This window comes from Lysobacterales bacterium, assembly GCA_016721845.1.
Taxonomy (GTDB): Bacteria; Pseudomonadota; Gammaproteobacteria; order Xanthomonadales; family Ahniellaceae; genus JADKHK01.
Window position 1 is genome coordinate 159,699 of record JADKHK010000013.1, and the last position, 16,964, is coordinate 176,662.

15 protein-coding genes and 1 pseudogene are annotated in these 16,964 nt (G+C 65.4%); 11 read left to right on the plus strand and 5 right to left on the minus strand.

Going from position 1 to position 16,964, the window contains the following annotated elements:
- Positions 1-21 precede the first annotated feature (21 nt).
- Positions 22-838, plus strand: a pseudogene (locus IPP28_08060) (CoA pyrophosphatase).
- Positions 835-1,683: a sulfurtransferase gene (locus tag IPP28_08065; protein MBL0040985.1), complete on the plus strand. Its 849-nt coding sequence runs from the start codon at positions 835-837 to the stop codon at positions 1,681-1,683. Before IPP28_08060 ends, IPP28_08065 begins: the two are co-directional and overlap by 4 nt.
- Here the strand turns inward: IPP28_08065 and IPP28_08070 are convergent.
- The gene (locus IPP28_08070) at positions 1,680-2,453 is read right to left on the minus strand and encodes an enoyl-CoA hydratase/isomerase family protein (protein ID MBL0040986.1); all 774 of its coding nucleotides are present in this window, start codon (positions 2,451-2,453) and stop codon (positions 1,680-1,682) included. The two genes, IPP28_08065 and IPP28_08070, sit on opposite strands and share 4 nt — an antisense overlap.
- Positions 2,454-2,519: 66 nt before the next feature.
- Here IPP28_08070 and IPP28_08075 point away from each other — a divergent pair, with 66 nt between their 5' ends.
- Positions 2,520-2,942, plus strand: a complete 423-nt coding sequence (locus tag IPP28_08075) for a copper chaperone PCu(A)C (GenBank protein ID MBL0040987.1) — start codon at positions 2,520-2,522, stop codon at positions 2,940-2,942.
- On the opposite strand, the gene IPP28_08080 is transcribed toward IPP28_08075, so the two are convergent.
- Positions 2,943-3,359 carry an acyl-CoA thioesterase gene (locus tag IPP28_08080; protein MBL0040988.1) on the minus strand — a complete coding sequence of 139 codons (417 nt, stop codon included), beginning with the start codon at positions 3,357-3,359 and terminating at the stop codon, positions 2,943-2,945.
- Entirely contained in the window at positions 3,356-6,244 is a 2,889-nt protein-coding gene (gene uvrA / locus IPP28_08085; protein ID MBL0040989.1) for an excinuclease ABC subunit UvrA, read from the minus strand. Before uvrA ends, IPP28_08080 begins: the two co-directional genes overlap by 4 nt.
- 228 nt (positions 6,245-6,472) lie before the next feature.
- Here uvrA and rplU point away from each other — a divergent pair, with 228 nt between their 5' ends.
- The 3 genes from rplU to obgE all read left to right on the plus strand — a co-directional run bounded on the left by rplU (position 6,473) and on the right by obgE (position 8,234).
- Positions 6,473-6,784: a 50S ribosomal protein L21 gene (gene rplU / locus IPP28_08090; protein ID MBL0040990.1), complete on the plus strand. Its 312-nt coding sequence runs from the start codon at positions 6,473-6,475 to the stop codon at positions 6,782-6,784.
- An 18-nt stretch (positions 6,785-6,802) separates the two neighbouring features.
- On the plus strand, positions 6,803-7,057 hold the full coding sequence (gene rpmA, locus IPP28_08095) for a 50S ribosomal protein L27 (GenBank protein ID MBL0040991.1): 255 nt from the start codon (positions 6,803-6,805) through the stop codon (positions 7,055-7,057).
- Positions 7,058-7,193: 136 nt separating this feature from the next.
- Positions 7,194-8,234 carry a GTPase ObgE gene (obgE, locus tag IPP28_08100; GenBank protein MBL0040992.1) on the plus strand — a complete coding sequence of 347 codons (1,041 nt, stop codon included), beginning with the start codon at positions 7,194-7,196 and terminating at the stop codon, positions 8,232-8,234.
- Between the two features lie 118 nt (positions 8,235-8,352).
- Here the strand turns inward: obgE and rpsT are convergent, their stop codons facing one another.
- Complete coding sequence (rpsT, locus tag IPP28_08105) at positions 8,353-8,616, minus strand: 30S ribosomal protein S20 (GenBank protein MBL0040993.1); 264 nt, start codon at positions 8,614-8,616, stop codon at positions 8,353-8,355.
- Between the two features lie 92 nt (positions 8,617-8,708).
- On the opposite strand from rpsT, the gene murJ reads away from it, so the two are divergent.
- The gene (gene murJ / locus IPP28_08110) at positions 8,709-10,262 is read left to right on the plus strand and encodes a murein biosynthesis integral membrane protein MurJ (GenBank protein ID MBL0040994.1); all 1,554 of its coding nucleotides are present in this window, start codon (positions 8,709-8,711) and stop codon (positions 10,260-10,262) included.
- 16 nt (positions 10,263-10,278) lie between these two features.
- Here murJ and IPP28_08115 read toward each other — a convergent pair whose 3' ends face one another.
- Positions 10,279-11,397 (minus strand): thrombospondin type 3 repeat-containing protein, encoded by a 1,119-nt coding sequence (locus IPP28_08115; GenBank protein ID MBL0040995.1) that lies wholly within the window; start codon positions 11,395-11,397, stop codon positions 10,279-10,281.
- Positions 11,398-11,599: 202 nt separating this feature from the next.
- Between IPP28_08115 and IPP28_08120 the strand changes: the two genes are divergently transcribed.
- The 4 genes from IPP28_08120 to ispH are packed head-to-tail and all read left to right on the plus strand — an operon-like array spanning position 11,600 to position 16,893.
- On the plus strand, positions 11,600-12,556 hold the full coding sequence (locus IPP28_08120) for a bifunctional riboflavin kinase/FAD synthetase (protein MBL0040996.1): 957 nt from the start codon (positions 11,600-11,602) through the stop codon (positions 12,554-12,556).
- Positions 12,553-15,432: an isoleucine--tRNA ligase gene (ileS, locus tag IPP28_08125; GenBank protein MBL0040997.1), complete on the plus strand. Its 2,880-nt coding sequence runs from the start codon at positions 12,553-12,555 to the stop codon at positions 15,430-15,432. The genes IPP28_08120 and ileS overlap by 4 nt, the downstream gene beginning before the upstream one ends.
- On the plus strand, positions 15,344-15,949 hold the full coding sequence (locus IPP28_08130) for a lipoprotein signal peptidase (protein MBL0040998.1): 606 nt from the start codon (positions 15,344-15,346) through the stop codon (positions 15,947-15,949). The genes ileS and IPP28_08130 overlap by 89 nt, the downstream gene beginning before the upstream one ends.
- Positions 15,946-16,893, plus strand: coding sequence for a 4-hydroxy-3-methylbut-2-enyl diphosphate reductase (gene ispH, locus IPP28_08135; GenBank protein MBL0040999.1), 948 nt, complete (start codon positions 15,946-15,948; stop codon positions 16,891-16,893). The genes IPP28_08130 and ispH overlap by 4 nt, the downstream gene beginning before the upstream one ends.
- The last annotated feature ends 71 nt before the right edge of the window (positions 16,894-16,964 follow it).

Genomic DNA, 16,964 nt, shown 5'->3' on the forward strand with positions numbered 1-16,964 from the left:
GCCTCGTTGCTTTCGAATGCCATGAAACGACCGATGAACCTGTTCCCGCCTCCGAAACCGCGCCCGATCGTCACGCCCTGCATCGGCGTATGCACGATGGCCGCCGATGGCTTGTGCGAAGGGTGTGCCCGCACGCTGGACGAGATCGCGCACTGGGGCGGTATGGGTGATGAACAGCGTCGTGTGCTGATGGATGACGTGCTGCCGGCACGCGAGGCTGCGCGTGGCTGAGCGATTCGACATCGAGCGCCTGCGCGCGGCGCTGCACGGCCTTGGCCAGCCGCCGTCCGGTCCGGGCTGGAACCGCGCGCAACTCGCCGATGTGCTGCCGGACTCGGCGCGGCTCGCGCCCGCAGCGGTACTGGTCGGCATCGTCGAGCACGAGGTGCCGACCGTGCTGCTGACACGGCGCACGGAAAATCTGGCGACGCACGCCGGGCAAATCAGTTTTCCCGGCGGCCGCATCGATCCCGGCGATGCCGATGCAATCGCGGCGGCGCTGCGCGAGGCCGACGAGGAAGTCGGGCTCGGCGCCGGGTTCGTGTCACCGCTCGGCTATCTCGACCCGTTCGAGACCATCTCGGCCTATCGCGTGCTGCCGGTCGTGGCACTGGTCCAGCCGGGCTTCGTATTGAACCCGAATCCGGACGAAGTGGCCGAAGCCTTCGAGGCGCCGCTGTCGCTGTTCTTCGATCGCAGCGCCCATCGCGTGCAGCATGTCGAATACCGCGGGTTGCGCCGCGAGATCCACGAATTCGAGTTCGCCGGGCACCGCATCTGGGGTGCGACCGCGGCGATGCTGATCAATCTGCGTGATCGCATGGAGAAATCGGGATGAACGAGGTGCTGATCGGCGTCGAGGCCTTGCGCGCGCGCCTCGGTGATCCCGCCTTGCGCATCGCCGACGTGCGTTTCGATCTGGCCGATACCGGCAGGGGCGAAGCGGCGTATCGGGCTGGCCATCTGCCCGGTGCGGTCTACGCCCACCTCGACCGCGACTTGTCCGACCACGCCCGCAGCGGGCTGGGTCGGCATCCGCTGCCCGAGTCGGCGACGTGGTCGCACTGGCTCGCGTCGGTCGGCTATGCACCGGATCAGGCCTGGGTCGTCTACGACGATGCGAACGCGAGTTTCTCGGCGCGCCTGTGGTGGATGCTGAAAGCCATCGGGCATCGTGACGTCCGCGTGCTTGATGGCGGATTTGCCGCTTGGGTCGCCGCGCACGCGCCCGTTACTGCGACTGTTCCGAACTTCGCGCCGACCGCAGTCGCGATTCGGTTCGATGCCGCCGAGACCGTGGATTTCCCCGAGGTCGAAGCGTTGCGCGACGATCCGTCGCGACGGCTGGTCGACGCCCGCGCGGCGCCGCGTTTCCGAGGCGAGGCCGAGCCGCTCGATCCGGTCGCCGGTCATGTGCCGGGTGCGCTGAATCGTCCGTTTGCCGACAACCTTGATCCCGGCGGACGCTTCAAGTCGGCCGCGATGTTGCGCGCCGAATGGATGAGCCTGCTCGGTGGCGTCGCGCCGGCACGCGTCGTGCACATGTGTGGCTCGGGCGTGACCGCGTGCCACAACCTGCTGGCGATGGAACACGCGGGTCTGCAGGGGTCGACCCTGTTCGCGCCGTCCTGGAGCGGTTGGGTCAGCGATCGCCGTCGCCCGTTCGCGCTCGGCGTCGACTAAGCCTTCGACTTCATCCGGTCGACGAGTGAGCGCAATACCGTCTGGGTTTCATCGCCGAACCAGCCATCGGCGAAGTCTTCGGCCGGGAAGCGGCTCGGGTCGCCCATGATCTCGGCGAGATCACGGCGTGCGAAGCGACGCGTGTTGGCCATCGCCAGTGGCGGCAGGGCCAGATGCTGGCGGCACCAGGCCAGTGCGCGCGGCACCACGTCGTCGATGGACACGACTTCATCGACGAAGCCGATGCGCAGGGCTTCGTCGCTGTCGATCATTGCGCCCGCCACCATCAGTCGCTCGGCCCGGTGCGCACCGACCAGGCGACGCAGCGCGAGCTGGATCACTTCCGGCACCGTCAGCCCGACCTGAACCTCGTTCAGGCCGATGCGGAAGGGCTTTTCGGGATCGGGTGAGCGCGCCATCACGCGGTAGTCGCAGAAGATCGACAGCACCGCGCCGCCTGCCGGTGAATGTCCGGTGATCGCCGCGACCGTCGGGATCGGACTGCGCGCCAGCGTCGCCATCAGTCCGAAGAAATCACCCCAGAACGCGATCATGCCGTTGCGGTCGAGCTCGATCAGTTCGACGACATCGAGTCCGCCGGAAAAAATCTTCGGAGCACCCGACAACACCAACGCACGAAAGCCCTGTCCGGCCGCGTCCGCAAGCGCCGGACGCAGTTGCGCGACCAGCGCGGGCGACAGCGCATTCACCGGCGGGCGCGCGAGGCGCAATTCGAGGATGCGGGACTCGTGTTCGATGCGCTCAAGCATGCGGTTCACCGGTGGCTTCGGAACGGGGGCGTATCATAGCCCGCTCGTCCATACGGTCCCGATGCCATGTCGCTGCGCGCATTCGCCTTGTTCCTACTGATGGTCTCGTCCGCGGCACCCGCCGACGAGGCTGCACTCCGCGCCCGCGATGGCTGGATCCGCGCCGCGCCGCCGGTGGCCCAGGTGCGCGCCGGTTATCTGGTGATCGAAAACGTCGGCGACACCGAGGTCGTGTTGACAAGCGTCGAGAGTGCCGATTTTGGTGCGATCGAAATCCACACCATGTTCGACGACGCCGGCACGATGCGCATGCGCCGCGTACCCGAGTTGCGCGTACCTGCGCACGGCAAAGTCGAACTGAAACCCGGCGGCCTGCACCTGATGATGTTCCGGCCGCAACGTGCGTTGAGCGCCGGTGACGAGGTTATGATCACGATCAGTGGCGCGGGGGCGGCCGTGACGACCAAGCTGGTCGTGCGCAGCGAATAGTCAGGTCAATGCCGCGCGCACGTGCGCCGGCAGTTCGATCGACTTGCCGCTGCGCGGATCCATCCACACGATCACGCTGTCGCCTTCGGCATACAGCCGTTCCGGATGGTCGCGATCGACGATGCGGAAGATCGCGTTGAACGAACTGCGACCGATGCGACCGGCCAGCATGTCGACGACGAGTTCCGCTGGCCACTCGATCGGGCGGCGGAAGTTCATGTTCAGCGCTGCGAGGATCGGCGCCGCCTCGACGCTCTTCCAGTTCGGATGCAAGGTGCTGAACCAGCGAATTCGCGCTTCCTCGACATAGGTCGCGTAGACGGAATTGTTGACGTGGTTGTAGGCATCCATGTCGCCCCAGCGCACCGTCACCGGGGCGCGGACGAGCAGCTTCGGCGGCCTCTCGTTCTCGTTCATGGCTTCGTCTTCTTCGCGGCCTTCTTCGCCGGCTTGGGGGTGGCAGGCATCGCGACACGTTGATCGAGCAGTCGCTTCAGGAAATGCCCGGTGTGCGAGTGAGCGTTCGCCGCGATGTCTTCCGGCGTGCCAGCCGCGAGGATGCGACCGCCGCGGGCGCCGCCTTCGGGCCCGAGGTCGACGATCCAGTCGGCGGTCTTGATCACGTCAAGATTGTGTTCGATCACCACGACGGTATTGCCGTCGTCGCGCAGCCGATGCAACACGCCGAGCAGTTGCGCGACATCGTGGAAGTGCAGGCCGGTGGTCGGTTCATCGAGGATGTAGAGCGTGCGGCCGGTGTCGCGCTTCGAGAGTTCGCGCGAGAGTTTCACGCGCTGCGCCTCGCCGCCGGACAGTGTGGTCGCGCTCTGGCCGAGCTTGATGTAACTCAGGCCCACGTCCATCAAGGTCTGCAGCTTGCGAGCGATCACCGGCACTTTCTCGAACACTGCGAGCGCGTCCTCGACCGTCATCTCCAGCACGTCGCGGATCGAGTAACCCTTGAACAGGATCTCGAGCGTCTCGCGGTTGTAGCGTTTGCCGTGGCAGACGTCGCAGGGCACGTACACGTCGGGCAGGAAGTGCATCTCGACCTTCAGCAAGCCGTCGCCCTGGCAAGCTTCGCAGCGACCGCCCTTGACGTTGAAGCTGAAGCGTCCGGCCTCGTAGCCGCGCGCACGCGCTTCCGGCACCTGCGCGAACAATTCGCGCAGCGGCGTGAACAGCTGCGTGTAGGTCGCCGGATTCGAGCGCGGCGTGCGCCCGATCGGGCTCTGGTCGATGTCGACGACCTTGTCGAACAGGTCGATGCCTTCGACCTTGTCGTAGGGCGCGGCCTGTTCGGCGGCGCCATTCAGTTCGATCGCGGCAATCCGGAACAGGGTGTCGTTGATCAGGGTCGACTTGCCCGAACCGGATACGCCGGTGACGCAGACGAACAGGCCGGCGGGAATTTCCAGATCGACGTGCTGCAGGTTGTTGCCGTGTGCATCGCGCAGGCGCAGCCATTTGTCCGGATCGGGCGCGTGGCGCTTGGCCGGCACGGCGATCGATTTGCGGCCCGACAGGTAATCGCCGGTCAATGAGCGCTTGGCGGCGAGAATGTCGGCGAGTTGCCCCTGCGCGACGATTTCGCCGCCATGCACGCCGGCGCCGGGGCCGATGTCGAGGATATGGTCGGCGCTGCGGATCGCGTCCTCGTCATGCTCGACCACGATGACGGTGTTGCCGAGGTCGCGCAGGCGCGTGAGCGTGGCCAGCAGGCGTTCGTTGTCGCGCTGGTGCAGGCCGATCGAGGGCTCGTCGAGCACATACATCACGCCGACCAGTCCGGCGCCGATCTGCGAGGCGAGCCGGATGCGCTGCGCTTCGCCGCCCGAGAGCGAATCGGCCTTGCGATCCAGCGTGAGATAGTCGAGACCGACATCGATCAGGAAGCGCAGGCGTTCGCGGATCTCCTTGACGATCTTGGCCGCGATCTCGCCGCGCCAGCCATCGAGGTGCAGGTGCTCGAAGAAGCGCTGGGTCTCCTCGACCGGCCAGGCGGTCACCGCAGGCAAGGCCTTGCCGCCCACGAACACATGGCGCGCCGCGCGCCCGAGCCGTTGTCCGGCACATTCGGGGCAGGGACGTTCGCTGATGAACTTCGCCAGTTCCTCGCGCACCATCGCCGATTCGGTCTCGCGGTAGCGACGCTCCAGATTCGGCAGGATGCCCTCGAAGCGATGCTTGCGGTTCACCGTCAGGCCGCCGGACTCGCTGGCGTAGCGGAAATTGATTTCCTCGCTGCCGCTGCCGTGCAGCACCTTGTCGCGCACGTCCTTCGGCAACTGCTGCCACGGCGTTTCAACATCGAAGCCGTAGTGTTTCGACAGCGCCAGGATCATCGCGAAGTAATAGCTGTTGCGGCGGTCCCAGCTGCGGATCGCGCCATTCGCCAGCGCCAGCTCCGGATGCGCGACGACACGCGCCGGATCGAAGAACTGGGTGACGCCGAGGCCGTCGCACTTGCTGCAGGCGCCGACCGGCGAGTTGAACGAGAACAGTCGTGGTTCCAGTTCCGACAGCGAGTAGTCGCAGATCGGGCAGCTGAACTTCGACGAAAACAGGATTTCCTTCGCGACCTTCGCATCCATTTCGGCGACGATGACCATGCCCTCGCTGAGCTTGAGCGCATTCTCGAAACTTTCCGCGAGTCGCTGCTTCAGGTCGGCCTTGGGCTTGAAGCGGTCGACCACGACATCGATGCTGTGCTTGTTGCGCAGGCCGAGCTTCGGTACCGCATCGATTTCGTGGATGTCGCCATTCACGCGCACGCGCACGTAGCCTTGCGCGCGCAGCTGCTCGAACACCTGCAGGTGCTCGCCCTTGCGCTCGCGGATGACCGGCGCGAGCAGCATGTAGCGCGTGTCCGGATCAAGCGCGAGGGTGGCATCGACCATCTGCGAGACCGTCTGTGCCGCCAGTGGTTGGCCGTGGTCCGGGCAGTGCGGCGTACCGGTGCGCGCGTAAAGCAATCGCAGGTAGTCGTAGATTTCGGTGATGGTGCCGACCGTCGAGCGCGGATTGTGCGAGGTCGATTTCTGCTCGATCGATATCGCCGGCGACAGGCCTTCGATGTGGTCGATGTCGGGTTTCTCCATCACCGACAGGAATTGCCGCGCATACGCCGACAGCGACTCGACGTAGCGGCGCTGGCCCTCGGCATAGATGGTGTCGAAGGCCAGCGAGGACTTGCCCGAACCGGACAGGCCGGTGATGACGATCAACTTGTCGCGCGGCAAGTCGAGATCGATGTTCTTGAGATTGTGCGTGCGCGCACCGCGCAGGCGGATCGTGTCCATCACCCGACATCCTCCGAGGAAGCCGGCAAGGCTAGCAGCCGCGGGTCGCGATACGATGTGAAAAAGCCGGTGCCCCGCGAACCCGATCGAATGGTCATTCATTGACCGTTTGGGCGCGTTGCGGCTATGATCCGCGCCCTTTTTGGCTGTTCCAGCCGATGGGGAAGGGACCCCGGAGCAAGCGCGGCCGCGGCCCATGGCCAAAATAACGACAGAGGCATTGCCATCATGTACGCAGTTGTAGTCACCGGCGGTAAGCAGTACCGCGTGATGCAGGGCGAAACCCTGCGAGTTGAGAAGCTCGACGCCGAGGCGGGTTCCTCGGTGAAGTTCGACCAGGTCCTTCTGGTGGGCGACGGCGACGCGATCAGCGTCGGCACGCCGACCGTGGCGGGTGCATCGGTCACCGCGACGATCAAGTCGCATGGCCGTGGCGAGAAGATCCGGATCGTCAAGTTCCGTCGCCGCAAGCACCATCGCAAGCAGATGGGCCACCGTCAGTACTTCACCGAAGTCGAAATCACTGGCATCAGCAAGTAAGAGCCGAGGAGAGCAGCCATGGCACAGAAAAAAGGCGTAGGTTCCACCCGGAACGGCCGCGATTCCAATCCGAAATACCTGGGCGTGAAGCTCTTTGGTGGCCAGGCGGTTGAAGCCGGCAACATCATCGTGCGTCAGCGCGGGACCGAATACCACCCGGGCACGAACGTCGGCCTCGGCCGCGACCACACCCTGTTCGCATTGTCGGACGGCACGGTCGAGTTCAGCGTCAAGGGTCCGAACGGCGGCCGTCGCACCGTCAGCGTCCGCTGAGCGACTGCACCATTCGGTTCACCGGAGAGCCCCGCGCTGCGGGGCTTTCCTGTTTCTGGAACCCAGAATTCCAGCGGCCCGCGAAAAAACCGCTCGCGGCCTTTCCGTTTCCTGAAGAATCCCGCATCCTCCCGCCATGAAATTCGTCGACGAAGCTGAAATCAAGGTGATCGCCGGAGCCGGCGGCAATGGCAGCGTCAGTTTCCGACGCGAAAAATTCATTCCGCTCGGCGGCCCCGACGGCGGCAACGGCGGGGCCGGCGGCAGCGTCATCGTGCAGGCCGACGAAAACCTGAACACGCTGATCGACTTCCGCCATGAACGCCTGTTTCGTGCCAAGCGCGGCGAGAACGGCATGGGCCGGCAGATGACCGGCGCCGCGGGCGAAGACACGGTGATCCGCGTTCCGGTCGGGACCGCGATCATGAACGTCGATACTGAAGAAACCATCGCCGACCTGACCCGCCACGGCCAGCGCGCGCTGGTTGCGCAGGGCGGCAAGGGCGGCGCCGGCAACATGGTGTTCAAGTCCTCGACCAACCGCTCGCCGCGTCGGGCCCAACCGGGCACGCCGGGGGACGAGCGCGAGATCCGCCTGGAGCTGAAGCTGCTGGCCGATGTGGGGCTGCTCGGGTTCCCGAATGCGGGCAAGTCGACCTTCATTCGCGCGGTATCGGCGGCGACGCCGAAGGTCGCGGACTACCCGTTCACGACCCTGTATCCGAACCTCGGCGTGGTCTCGATCAGTCGCGACCACAGCTTCGTCATCGCCGATATTCCGGGCGTGATCGAGGGGGCGGCCGAAGGTGCGGGGCTAGGCATCCAGTTCCTGAAGCACGTGTCGCGCACCAGTTTGCTGCTGCATGTGGTCGACGTGGCGCCGATGGACGAAGCCATCGATCCGGTCGAGCAGGTCAAGACGATCGAGAAGGAATTGAAGAAGTTCGACGCCGAACTGGCCAAGCGTCCGCGCTGGCTGGTGTTCAACAAGATCGACCTGATCGCCGAAGAAGACCGCGACGCGCGTCTGGAAGCGTTGGTCAAGCGCCTGCGCTGGGGCCGCAAGCCGTGGTTCGCGGTGTCGGCGGCGACCGGCGAGGGTTGCGACGCGGTGGTGAAGAAGGCCATGGCCTTCATCGAGGCCGAGAAGCGTGAAGCGGCGGACGCCAAGGCCTGACGTGACTTCAACTGCGCTTGTGGCTTCTGCCCTTGTGGCCTGTACCCACGATAGCCAGCCCAAAAAAAAGCCGGCTTGCGCCGGCTTTTTCGTCAACACGAAGCAGGGCAGCCTCGTATCAAGCCATCGCGCGGATTCGGGCCGTGATGCGGCTCTTGTGGCGCGAGGCCTTGTTCTTGTGGATCTGGCCGCGACCGGCAAAACGGTCGAGCAGCGATTCCGCGGTCTTGAATGCGGTTTCTGCGCCGGCCTTGTTGCCGGACTCGATCAGCTTCAGCACGTTCTTGACGGCCGTACGCATCTGCGAACGCTGACTGTTGTTGTGCAGGCGGTGCTTTTCCGCCTGAACCGCGCGCTTCTTCGCGGACTTGATATTGGCCACAGCTGGACTCCGATATTCGGGGGGGTGAAAAAGGTCGCGAATTATCCGGGCATCGCCGGCCCGAGTCAATCGGTCGTGCCGGGTGCCCGTTCATGAAGCTGCTGCGTTCGACCCTGGTGTTCACGGCGATGACCTTTCTGTCGCGCATCGCCGGCTTTGCCCGCGACATGCTGCAGGCCACGCTGTTCGGCACCGGCGGTGCGATGAGCGCCTTCATCGTCGCCTACCGCATTCCGAATTTCCTGCGCCGCGTGTTTGCCGAAGGTTCGATGGCGATGGCCTTCGTGCCGGTGCTGAACGAGATTCGCGAGCGCAAGGACCCCGCGGCGCTGCGCGACTTCATCGATCACATGGCGGGTTCGCTGGCGGCCGTTGTCTTCGTGGTCGCCGGCGTCGGCATGCTCGCGGCGCCATTGATCGCGACCGTGTTCACGCCGGGCGCATTGGATGAGCCGGAGAAGTTCGCGCTGACGGCGCAGATGCTGCGCATCACTTTCCCGTACCTGGTGTTCATTTCGCTGATGGCCTTGTGCGCCTCGGTATTGAACAGTTTCGGCAAATTCGGCCTGGCCGCCTTCACGCCGGTGCTGCACAACCTCACCGTGATTGCCGCGATGCTGCTGCTGGCGCCGCGCATGGACGTGCCGCCGAAGGCGCTGGCCTGGGGCGTGCTTGCGGCTGGCTTCCTGCAACTCGCCCTGTTGTGGCCGGCGCTGGCGCGGCTGGGCCTGCGGCCGCGCTTCAAGCTCGGTTTCCGCCATGCGGACGTGCGCCGCGTCGGCAGCTTGATGATCCCGACCCTGTTCTCGTCGTCGGTGGCGCAGGTAAACCTGCTGGTGGGCACCGTGTTCGCGTCGCTGCTGGCGGATGGGTCGCAGGACTGGCTGTATTACTCGGACCGGCTGATCGAGTTTCCGCTCGGTTTGTTCGGGGTCGCGATCGGCACGGTGATCCTGCCGCATCTGTCGCGCCGCTTCGCTGCACAGGATCAGGCGGGCTATTCGCATTCGCTGGATTGGGGCCTGCGCCTGGTCCTGCTGGTCGGTTGGCCGGCCGGTCTCGGGCTGATGTTCCTCGCCGAACCGATCACCGCGACTGTCTACAACTACGGCCGCTTTACCGCGCACGACACCCAGATGGCAGCGTGGAGCCTGATGGCGATGAGCATCGGCGTGCCCGCGTTCATGGCCAGCAAGGTGCTGCTGCCGGCGTTTTACGCGCGCCAGGACACCAGGACGCCGATGCGCGCGGCACTCTGGACGGTGGCTGCCAATGTCGGTTTGACCGTCGCAATCGTGACGCCGCTGGCGATGAATCACACGATCGGCGGTCATGCCGGCATCGCGCTCGCCACCGGCGTCGCCGGATTGGTCAACGCGCTCTGGCTGTTCGTCGCGCTGCGCCGTCAACAGATCTTCACCGCGCAACCCGGATGGCCGGCCTATCTGCTCAAGCTCGTGCTCGCCGGCGCGGCCATGGTCGCGACGCTGATCGCGTTGCGTGCTCTGGCGGGCGAATGGTCCGCGCTGCACGCCCTTCACCGCGTGGCCTGGCTGCTCGGTGCCGTGCTGGCCGGTGCCGTGATGTACGCCGTGGTCCTGCTCACGCTCGGCCTTCGGCCCGGGCAATTCCGGGACCGCGGCTGAATTCAGCGGTTCGAACTCAGGTTTCGAAGCCGTTGTCGAACATGACATTGCTGCCGCAGGCATTGCTTGCGTCGTTCGGGCACGGATCGCAGACATCCCCCAAGGTGTCGCCGTCGGCATTGGCCTGGTCGGTGTTGGCGTCGGCCGGGCAGTTGTCGCAGACGCTGCCGACGTTATCGAGATCGCCGTCATTCTGGTCGAAGTTCGACACGCTCGGGCAGTTGTCGCAGGGATTGCCGAACAGGTCGAGGTCGCTGTCGGTCTGGTCGCCGTCCGCGGGACAGATCGGGTCGGTCGCATTCAAGGTCAGCGGGCAATTGTCGATGCCGTCGGCGACACTGTCGCAGTCGTCGTCGCTGTCGCAGACGTCGCCGACGTTGTCCTGATCGTAGTCGGCCTGGTCGACATTCGACGCCAACGGACAGTTGTCGCTGGGATCGGGGATGCCGTCCAGGTCGGTATCGGGGACGATGCCGCACTGGGTCATGCGGATGTCGTCGACGTGCCAGCCGTCGTTGCCCTGGTTGCCGTCCGAGCCGAAGCGGAAGCGAATGCGGACGCTCTGGCCGGCGTACGGGGTCAGGTCGACACGGGTCAGCACGTAGGTCGATCCGCCGCCACACCACGCGCGCTGGCCAAGGTCCGGGTTGGTGATGCCGGTGATCGTGCCGGTGTAAGGATCGGCAAAGATCAGCGCTTCCGGCACATCGGCGTAGGCGCCGCCATTGACCGATATCTGCAGATTGCCGCCGTCGCGGCAGCCCTGATTGACCGGAAAATTGCGGAAACTCTGGAATTCGAGCGTGAGCGGGAACTTGCTCGAATCGTTCGGCAGTGCCACGACCGGCGAGGTCAGCAGTTCTTCCATCGGCGTCTTGAAGTCGCGGCCGCGCCAGGAGCCTGGCGCAGAAAAGGAATTGCTGTTGACGATGGCCCAGCGATCGGCTTTTCGCGCCGGGTTGGTCTGCCAGGAACCGGCACCAGCATTGACGTTGTCGATGAACAGATTGCCGGTCACCGTGCCGATGGCGCAGACGCCCGGGGTGTAACCGGTGCCGGCGTTGACCGCGGAGGCCGACGCGGCAAGTGCCACCAGAAACCAGAATTCCGAACGTGTGCGTGGCAGAACGATCATGGGCAAGCGGCTCCGGAGTGGCGGCCGATCGTAGCCCGACAATGTGATGGAAATCACAGTTTTACGAGCGGATTTCACGTCGCAAATTCAAGCAATTGTGACGCTGGCGCTGCTGGCTGCGACCGACCGTCGGCAGTCCGCGACGACGGGTCACCGCGTTGGCCGTGGTTTGCAGGGTGGCGCCGCTATACTCCCCGGTTCCATGAAGTTCCTGTTTCGTGACACGCGCGGGCCGCGCCTCTGCCCGCGTGGCGCTGTCATTGCCATTGGCGCGTTCGACGGTCTGCATCGGGGTCATCAGGCCTTGGTCGGGCGCGCTTTGGCGCGGGCGCGAGCGCTGGGCTGCGCAGCGGTCGTGCTCGGCTTCGAGCCGCTGCCGCGCGAATTCTTCGGGCGCGGCGGCCGGCTGCCGCGGTTGACGACCGCGCGCGAGAAGATCGAACTGACGCAGGCGCTCGGCATCGACCGGCTGGGGCTGCTGCGCTTCAACGCGGCGCTGTCGAACACCTCGGCCGAGGACTTCGTGCAGCAGATCCTGGTGCATCGCCTCGCTGCGCGCGAAGTCTGGATCGGTCCCGATTTCCGCTTCGGCCACGGCCGCCGCGGCGATGTTGCGATGTTGCGCGACCTGGGCGCGGAGCTCGGCTTCAGCGCACACACGATCGAGCCGGTGCTGGTCGACGGCGAGCGCGTCTCGAGCACGCGCGTGCGTGCCGCCCTGCAGGCGGGGGACCACGTGGCTGCGCGCGAACTGCTGGGCCGCGATTTCGCGATCGGTGGCCGCGTGATCCATGGCCAGAAGCTCGGGCGCACGCTCGGTTACCCGACCGCCAACATCCCGTTGGGCCGGCGTCTGCCGCCGGTGCACGGCATCTACGCGGTGCGCGTGAGCGGGGCCGGCCTGCACGACTGGCCCTCGGTCGCGAGCCTCGGCACGCGACCCACCGTCAATGGTCGCGAGTTGTTGCTCGAAGCGCATCTGTTCGACTTTGATGGCGACCTGTACGGTCGCCGCCTGCGTGTCGACTTCGTCGCCAAGATCCGCGACGAAGCGCGCTTCGCGAACCTCGACGACCTGACCGTGCGCATGCATCTTGATTCGATCGAGGCGCGCCGCATCCTTTCCGAATTCCCATCGACCCAGCGAGAACTCGCGTGAGCATCGACTACAAGCAAACCATTCATCTGCCGGAAACGAAGTTCGCGATGAAGGGCGACTTGCCGATACGCGAGCCGCAGGCACTGGCGGCATGGCAGGCGAGCGATCTGCACGGGCGCATCCAGAGAGCCACCGCGAACCGCCCGAGTTACGTGCTGCACGATGGCCCGCCCTACGCGAACGGCCAGATTCACATCGGCCATGCCGTCAACAAGACGCTCAAGGACATCGTCGTCAAGGGCAAGTTGCTCAGCGGATTCCGTTCGCCTTATGTCCCGGGCTGGGATTGTCATGGCCTGCCGATCGAACTCGTGGTCGAGAAGGAGATCGGCAAGGTCGGCGTCAAGGTCGATGCGCGCACCTTCCGCGCCAAGTGCCGCGACTACGCGGGCAAGCAGATCGACAGCCAGCGCGAAGACTTCAAGCGTCTCGGCGTGCTCGGCTACTGGGATGCGCCTTATCGCACGATGGACTTCAAGTTCGAAGCCGACATGCTGCGTGCGCTCGCGAAGATCGTCGCGAATGGCCATCTGGCGCGCGGCGCCAAGCCCGTGCACTGGTGTTTCGACTGCGGCTCCGCGCTGGCCGAAGCCGAGATCGAATATGCCGACAAGGTGTCGCCGGCGATCGATGTCGCCTACGACGCGGTCGATGCCGATGGTCTTGCCCGAAAATTCGGCGTGACGCAAACCAGCGCCGTCATCGCCGTGCCGATCTGGACGACCACGCCGTGGACCTTGCCGGCGAGCATGGCGGTCACGCTCAATGCCGAGCTCGATTACGCCCTGGTCGAGGGTCCGGCGCGCGACGGTCGTCGCGTGCTGTTGGTGCTGGCCGAAGCGCTGGCGGAATCGGTGCTGAAGCGCAGCGGTGTCGATGTCGTGACCGTGCTCGGTCGTGCCCGCGGCGCCGATCTCGAAGGCTTCAAGCTGCAGCATCCGTTCCTGTCGCGACAGGTGCCGATCATCCTCGGTGAGCACGTCACCGCCGACGCCGGTACCGGTGCCGTGCATACCGCACCAGGCCATGGTCAGGAAGACTTCGCGGTCGGCCAGAAGTACGGCATCGAGGTCGTCAATCCGGTCGGTGGCAATGGCGTCTTCGTCAGCGGTACCGAATTCGTCGAAGGCCTGCATGTCTGGAAGGCCAACGACACGATCATCGAGCTGCTGAAATCGCGCGGCGTGCTGCTCGCGTCCGGCAAGCTCGAACACAGTTATCCGCATTGCTGGCGGCACAAGACACCGGTGGCCTTCCGCGCCACGCCGCAATGGTTCATCGCGATGGACCAGGCGGGTCTGCGCGCGCAGGCATTGGCCGCGATCAAGCAGGTGCAGTGGCTGCCCGACTGGGGCCAGGAGCGCATCACCGGCATGATCGCGAATCGCCCGGACTGGTGCATCTCGCGCCAGCGCACCTGGGGCGTGCCGATCGCGCTGTTCATCGACAAGGAAACCCAGGAACCGCATCCGGATTCGGTGGCCTTGCTGGCCCGGGTCGCCGAGATCGTCGAACGCGAGGGCGCCGATGCCTGGTACGAACTCGACGCGAGCACGCTGCTGGGCGCCGATGCGGCGAAGTACGACAAAGTCACCGACATCCTCGATGTCTGGTTCGATTCCGGCGTGACCCATGCCGGCGTGCTCGACGCGCGACCGGAACTGAATGGCGCGCGGGTAGGCACGATGTACCTCGAAGGTTCCGACCAGCACCGCGGCTGGTTCCACTCCTCCTTGCTCACGTCGGTGGCGATGCACGGCCATGCGCCGTATACGACGGTGCTGACGCACGGCTTCACGGTCGACGCGCAGGGCCGCAAGATGTCGAAGTCGCTCGGCAACATCGTGGTGCCGCAGAAGGTGATCGACCAGATGGGCGCGGATGTCTTGCGTCTTTGGGTCGCATCGACCGATTACCGCAACGAGATGACCTGCGGCGACGAGATCCTGAAACGCGTCGGCGACAGCTATCGCCGCATCCGCAACACGGCGCGCTTCCTGCTCGGCAACCTACATGGCTTTGATCCGGCGCGCGATCGCGTGCCCGCCGGCGAAATGCTCCTGCTCGACCGCTGGGCGATGCAGCAGGCGAAGCGCGTGCTCGAGCTGGCACAGCGCGTCTACGGGCCGGACGCACGCGATGTCGCGAATGTCAGTCGTGACCTGTGCGAGTTCGCGACCCTGGTCCAGGAGTTGATGCGCTTCTGCACGATCGACATGGGCGCGGCCTATCTCGACATGACCAAGGACCGTCTGTACACGATGCAGGAGACGGCACGGGCGCGACGTTCGGCGCAGACCGCGATGCATGCGGCACTGGAAGTGCTGGTACGCGCGCTGGCGCCGATCAGCAGTTTCACCGCCGAAGAGATCTGGACGCTGATGCCGGGGCGAACGCACGATTCGGTGTTCTTCGCGACCTTCGCCGACATTGAGCCATTGTTCGACGGGCTCGCCGTTTCGGCCGAGGAGTCGGCCTTGCTCAACGACCTGACGATCTTGCGTGGCGCTGCGCTGAAGCGCATCGAGGAACTGCGCAACGAGAAGAAGCTCGGGGGTTCGCTGGAAGCCGAGGTCGATGTCTGGCTCGATGCGGCGTCGACGGCCCGTGTCGCCGCTTGTCGCGACGAGTTGCGCTTCTTCTTCATCACGTCGGCCGTGCGCGTGCATGATGTCGCGAACGCACCCGCCGAAGCACTCGTGGCCAGCTTCGGTGCGAACGCGGCACGATTCATCGTGACGCCCACCGAAGCCGTGAAGTGCGTTCGCTGCTGGCACCACCGCGCCGATGTCGGCTCGATCGCGGCGCATCCGGAACTCTGCGGTCGTTGCGCAACCAACGTGGCCGGCGAGGGCGAGCGACGTGACTGGTTCTGACCGGCGGGAGCGGGCGCCGTCCCGCGATCTCCTGGGAATCTCCGGACTCCTGCGCTGGCTGTCGCTGTCGGCGCTGATCGTCGTGCTCGACCAGATCACGAAGTGGTACGCCGTCCAGCATCTCGGCTATGGCGAACGCATTCCGGTTGTCGCCGGCTATTTCGACTGGACCATGGCGCACAACACCGGCGTCGCGTTCTCGATGTTCGCCGACGGCGAGGCGTGGCAGCGCTGGGGCCTGTCGGGCTTCGCGGTCATCGTGTCGATCGGCTTCGCGATCGCTCTGGCGCGACTGTCGAGGCAAGAGCGCGTCAGCGCGCTCGCGTTCGCGCTCGTGATCGGCGGTGCCATCGGCAACATCATCGACCGCGTTCGCCTCGGCTACGTGATCGACTTCATCCTCTGGTACTGGCGCGACCATCACTGGCCGGCCTTCAACATCGCCGACTCCGCCATCGTCTGCGGCGCGGCCGTGTTGATCCTGTTCGGATGGCGTGAAGCCAAGAGGTCGAAATGAACGTCGTGCTCGCCAACCCGCGTGGCTTCTGCGCCGGCGTCGATCGCGCCATCGAGATCGTCGAACGCGCGATCGATGCCTTTGGTGCGCCGATCTACGTGCGCCATGAAGTCGTGCACAACCGTTTCGTGGTCGACAACCTGCGCGCGCGCGGTGCCGTGTTCGTCGAGGAGTTGCCGGAAGTGCCGGACGGCGCAACGGTGATCTTCAGCGCCCATGGCGTGTCGCAGGCGGTGCGCAGCGAGGCGCGCGGTCGCGGGCTCAAGATCTTCGACGCCACCTGTCCGCTGGTGACCAAGGTGCATATCGAAGTCATGCGCCATGCCCGTGCCGGCCGCAATGTCGTGATGATCGGCCATGCCGGCCATCCGGAGGTCGAAGGCACGCTCGGGCAGTGGGATGCGAGTGCCGGTGGCCGCATGCTGCTGGTCGAGTCGCCGGACGATGCGGCGACGCTGGACCTCGATCCCGCGCGCGGTCTTGCGTTCGTCACGCAAACGACGCTCTCGGTCGATGACACGCGCTCGATCATCGATGCCCTGCGCGTGCGCTTTCCGGACATCATCGGGCCACGTCACGACGACATTTGTTATGCGACGCAGAATCGTCAGGACGCGGTGAAACGCCTCGCTGCCGAATGCGACCTGGTGCTGGTCGTGGGTTCGCCGAATTCCTCGAACTCGAACCGCTTGCGTGAATTGGCCGAGAAGCAGGGTGTGGATGCACACCTCATCGATGGCGCCCAGGACATCGATCCGGCCTGGCTGCAAGGCCGTCGCCAAATCGGCGTGACGGCAGGCGCGTCCGCCCCGGAATCGCTGGTGCAGGCGGTCATCGAACGCCTGCGCGCGGGCGGCGCCGAGTCGGTCCGCGAACTCGACGGCGAACCCGAGAGCGTCGTGTTCGCCCTGCCCAAGGAACTGCGCATCCTGATGGTGGACTGAGCGTCCGTCGCCGTCCGTCCCGGTCGTTCGACCGCGCGGCGTTTGCTCGCCCTTCGACGCACGATTCTTGC

Bases quoted from the DNA above. Each gene is read 5' to 3' on its own strand.
- murJ (MBL0040994.1), top strand. From the start codon at position 8,709: ATGAAGCTGCTGCGTTCGACCCTGGTGTTCACGGCGATGACCTTTCTG.
- IPP28_08120 (MBL0040996.1), top strand. From the start codon at position 11,600: ATGAAGTTCCTGTTTCGTGACACGCGCGGGCCGCGCCTCTGCCCGCGT.
- ispH (MBL0040999.1), top strand. From the start codon at position 15,946: ATGAACGTCGTGCTCGCCAACCCGCGTGGCTTCTGCGCCGGCGTCGAT.
- IPP28_08115 (MBL0040995.1), bottom strand. From the start codon at position 11,397: ATGATCGTTCTGCCACGCACACGTTCGGAATTCTGGTTTCTGGTGGCA.
- uvrA (MBL0040989.1), bottom strand. From the start codon at position 6,244: ATGGACACGATCCGCCTGCGCGGTGCGCGCACGCACAATCTCAAGAAC.
- IPP28_08075 (MBL0040987.1), top strand. From the start codon at position 2,520: ATGTCGCTGCGCGCATTCGCCTTGTTCCTACTGATGGTCTCGTCCGCG.
- IPP28_08070 (MBL0040986.1), bottom strand. From the start codon at position 2,453: ATGCTTGAGCGCATCGAACACGAGTCCCGCATCCTCGAATTGCGCCTC.
- IPP28_08130 (MBL0040998.1), top strand. From the start codon at position 15,344: ATGTCGGCTCGATCGCGGCGCATCCGGAACTCTGCGGTCGTTGCGCAA.
- obgE (MBL0040992.1), top strand. From the start codon at position 7,194: ATGAAATTCGTCGACGAAGCTGAAATCAAGGTGATCGCCGGAGCCGGC.
- IPP28_08080 (MBL0040988.1), bottom strand. From the start codon at position 3,359: ATGAACGAGAACGAGAGGCCGCCGAAGCTGCTCGTCCGCGCCCCGGTG.
- rpmA (MBL0040991.1), top strand. From the start codon at position 6,803: ATGGCACAGAAAAAAGGCGTAGGTTCCACCCGGAACGGCCGCGATTCC.
- IPP28_08065 (MBL0040985.1), top strand. From the start codon at position 835: ATGAACGAGGTGCTGATCGGCGTCGAGGCCTTGCGCGCGCGCCTCGGT.
- rplU (MBL0040990.1), top strand. From the start codon at position 6,473: ATGTACGCAGTTGTAGTCACCGGCGGTAAGCAGTACCGCGTGATGCAG.